Raw genomic sequence first — 3,400 nt, 5'->3', positions numbered from 1 at the left:
ATGAAGGTAACACCCGTTCCCATACCGAACACGAAGGTTAAGCTTCAATGCGCTAATGGTACTGCAGGGGTGACCTTGTGGGAGAGTAAGTTGTCGCCAGGTAAGAAAAAACCATTAAGTTATACTTAGTGGTCAGATTGTTGACAAACATAAAATGTTAAATACCCCGATTATTAATTGGGGTATTTTTTATATTCAAAAAGAATTTTGGATCATCGATGCCGAATATATATAATATACAAACTTTATAATTCGGATGGCTTAATTATGATTAACTAAGCAAATGCTATTTATCATGTGTATAAATATAAATTTCTTGTACTTAAGCCTTACTTTTGATAAAGTAGGGCTTTAAAATTTTAATCGGATTTTATAAGAAATGTGCGGGAATTTACTTTACTTGAGGCTTATATAGAGGGCGTAGGTATTGGACTATATTTAACCAGAGAAATCATAAGTAAGCAGGGCGGATATTTAAAAGTTAAATCTAAAAAAGGCATCGGAAGCAAGTTCTCTGTATTTAATATGCATTTTGTGAGGAGTTTGTTACATTGTTTTGTTAAGATAAATTTATAGCCATTGTTTAGTAATTAGATGATAGGTATGAAATTATAATTCATAGTTGTTTTCTAGATTAATAGTTACTGCAAATTGTAATTATACTAAATTTAATTAGTTAAAAAATATATAGGGGGATGAGAAAATGTCGCTTCTAAAAACGGAGAATCTAAAAAAATATTATGGTAAGGATAGTAATTTGGTAAAAGCACTAGATGGAGTTAATTTTGAAGTTGAAGAGGGTGAATTTGTTGCGATCATAGGAACTTCTGGAAGTGGTAAGAGTACACTTTTACATATGCTTGGTGGATTAGATAATCCTACAGAGGGTAAAGTTATTGTTGATGGGAAAGATGTATTCAGTATGAATGAGGAGCAGCTAACTATTTACAGACGTAGAAATATAGGTTTTATTTTTCAAAATTACAATCTTGTACCTATGCTTAATGTATATGAAAATATAGTTTTACCCATAGAACTCGATGGAAATAAAATTGATAAAGATTATATTGAGGAGATCACTGACACTTTAGGGTTAAGTAGCAAGCTTAATAATAGGATAATAATCTTTCAGGAGGACAGTAGCAAAGAGTTGCTATTGGAAGAGCCTTGGTTTCAAAACATTCTATAATACTTGCAGATGAACCTACAGGAAATTTGGATACTAAAACAGGGCAGGAAGTATTAGGACCTCTTAAAATCACAAGCAAAAAGTTTAATCAAGCAATTGTTATGATAACCCATAATGAAGAAATAGCACAGCTTGCGGATAGGATTATAAGAATTGAGGATGGCAAGATTGTGTCTTCAAGGGGGCAAATTACAAATGTTTAAAAATAATAATGGAAAAATATGATCTAAGTTTGCCAAAAGGAGCTTTAAGACAAACAGAACGAGAAATATTTTTACGATTTTAGCTATAGTACTTACAACCGTATTATTTACTTCAGTATTTACTATTGCAATGAGTTTAATTGATTCTATGCAAAATGCAACTATGGGACAGGTAGGTACAAAAGCTCATGGTGTATTTAAATACCTTACAAAAGAGGAAACTGATAAACTTAAAAAGCATCCACTTATCAAAGAATACGGTACTACAGTTATGGTATCGGATTTAGAAAATAAAGAGCTCCGAAGTAAACCTGTGGAACTACATTATGGCGATAATAATTGGATAAAATGGGGCTTTTATGAACATAGGGAAATTTCCAGAAGTGGAAAATGAAGTAGCTCTTCCTTCTTGGGTACTTGATATGATTAATGTATCTCATAAAATCGGTGAAAAAGTAACATTAGATTATTTTATAATGGATAAAAAATATAGCAAGGATTTTGTTTTGATCGGTTTTTGGAAAGATGAGAAAAAATCATTTATTGTTCTAGCGTCTCTTTCTTTAAGCATTATATTATTTAATTTTATTGCTACTCTACTTGGAAGTTTTGATATAGATTTATATTTACAGGATAGCATAAGGGGTGAATTTACTATTGGTAATTATTCTTACTTTGGAAAAAGAATATTTAGTGGTGTAAATACAGTCAATGAGAAAATATGTAATGAGCTAAAAAATATTCAGGGAATAAAAAGAATAGATAAAATATATTATAGCCCTGCATAGGACACAGTTGATGACAAGAAACTTGTTGTTATGAGAAAAGCTTCTTAAATAATGAAGATGTAAAAAGTAATATGCAAGGTAGAGAGAAATTAGCAGTACAGCTTTATGGCTTAGATAATGGTTGCATGGATATGTATAATAAAAACACTAACTTAGATAAATTTTAAACAGGTAAATATATATTGATAAATCTATTATATGAATGTGATTATCACGATATAGGTGATAAAATAACACTTAAGTTAAAAGATGGAGGTGAAAAAACTTTTGAGGTTATGGCATTAGTAAAAATAGTGAGTACATTTGATCTAGGAATGTCTGAAGCAACAGGATATAAAGCCTATATACCATCGAATGAATTCACTTCCTTTATAAAAAAAACCAGCAATAATGACAGCACAAATATTTATGGATAAAGATAAATATAGCTCTATAGAGAATCATATTAAAAAACTTAAATACAGCAATAAGGACTTAGAGTATCGCTCGAAAAAAGATCATGAAAATGAGTATGAGAATTTTACTAATATTTTTTCTAAAATAGGATATAGTCTTATCGCTGTAATATTCATAATAGGATTGATGAATTTTATTAATACCATGCTCACAAGCATTTTAGCTAGAAAACAAGAATTGCTATACTTGAAAGCGTGGGAATGACCCGGAGTCATCTCTTAAAAATGCTTATTTTTGAAGGACTTTATTATGCTCTTATTACTACGACTATTGTATCAACTGATGGAATACTTATAACCCATTTTGGAATAAACTTACTTTGTAGTGGACTTACATTTTTTAAATATAATTTTAAAATAACCCTATTATAGTATGTTCTTTAGGACTAATGATTTTCGCTATTTTTATTCCGAAATTATGCTATGGAAGTGTTTTAAAGAGAAGTATTATTAAAAGATTAAGAGGAAATTAATAAGGAATATGAAAAGATTTACCTTAAAAATACTTAGCCATGCGTATCGGAGTGCGGAATATAGAAATATTTGTACTTATATGTAGTAATATGAAGATAATCTAGCTAGGGCACATATGGGCTGAAATTGTACTCTTATTTATATGATAGAATACTCCTTGTCGTCACATGATGGCAAGCAAGTTGGTCTTTGAAAATTAAACAGAGAAATAGGTAAAATAGCGAAATAATATTTCGCTTGACCAGTTAATTACTTTAGATAAAGAAGTAATTTTAGTCGTAAGACTAAAAA

General features: G+C 29.9%; 6 protein-coding genes, 1 rRNA gene and 1 pseudogene. All 8 read left to right on the top strand.

Going from position 1 to position 3,400, the window contains the following annotated elements; genetic code table 11:
* Positions 1 to 102 (top strand): 5S ribosomal RNA (rrf, locus tag KPL50_RS26160); the annotation flags it as partial.
* 279 nt (positions 103 to 381) lie between these two features.
* Positions 382 to 576: an ATP-binding protein gene (locus KPL50_RS26155; protein ID WP_216301414.1), complete on the top strand. Its 195-nt coding sequence runs from the start codon at positions 382 to 384 to the stop codon at positions 574 to 576.
* Positions 577 to 703: 127 nt separating this feature from the next.
* Positions 704 to 1,392, top strand: a pseudogene (locus tag KPL50_RS26150) (ABC transporter ATP-binding protein).
* A gap of 130 nt (positions 1,393 to 1,522) precedes the next feature.
* Positions 1,523 to 1,786 carry a hypothetical protein gene (locus KPL50_RS26145; RefSeq protein WP_216301413.1) on the top strand — a complete coding sequence of 88 codons (264 nt, stop codon included), beginning with the start codon at positions 1,523 to 1,525 and terminating at the stop codon, positions 1,784 to 1,786.
* On the top strand, positions 1,752 to 2,180 hold the full coding sequence (locus tag KPL50_RS26140; RefSeq protein WP_216301412.1) for a hypothetical protein: 429 nt from the start codon (positions 1,752 to 1,754) through the stop codon (positions 2,178 to 2,180). Before KPL50_RS26145 ends, KPL50_RS26140 begins: the two co-directional genes overlap by 35 nt.
* 182 nt (positions 2,181 to 2,362) lie before the next feature.
* Entirely contained in the window at positions 2,363 to 2,596 is a 234-nt protein-coding gene (locus KPL50_RS26135) for a hypothetical protein (RefSeq protein ID WP_216301411.1), read from the top strand.
* The gene (locus tag KPL50_RS26130) at positions 2,589 to 2,840 is read left to right on the top strand and encodes a hypothetical protein (RefSeq protein ID WP_216301410.1); all 252 of its coding nucleotides are present in this window, start codon (positions 2,589 to 2,591) and stop codon (positions 2,838 to 2,840) included. The genes KPL50_RS26135 and KPL50_RS26130 overlap by 8 nt, the downstream gene beginning before the upstream one ends.
* Entirely contained in the window at positions 2,837 to 3,007 is a 171-nt protein-coding gene (locus KPL50_RS28060; RefSeq protein ID WP_375372962.1) for a hypothetical protein, read from the top strand. Before KPL50_RS26130 ends, KPL50_RS28060 begins: the two co-directional genes overlap by 4 nt.
* Positions 3,008 to 3,400 lie beyond the last annotated feature (393 nt).

Origin of the sequence: Clostridium sp. CF012, assembly GCF_018861755.1 — a bacterium.
In the GTDB taxonomy this organism is placed as follows: Bacteria; Bacillota; Clostridia; order Clostridiales; family Clostridiaceae; genus Clostridium_AD.
This window is presented reverse-complemented; position numbering and strand designations above follow the sequence as displayed.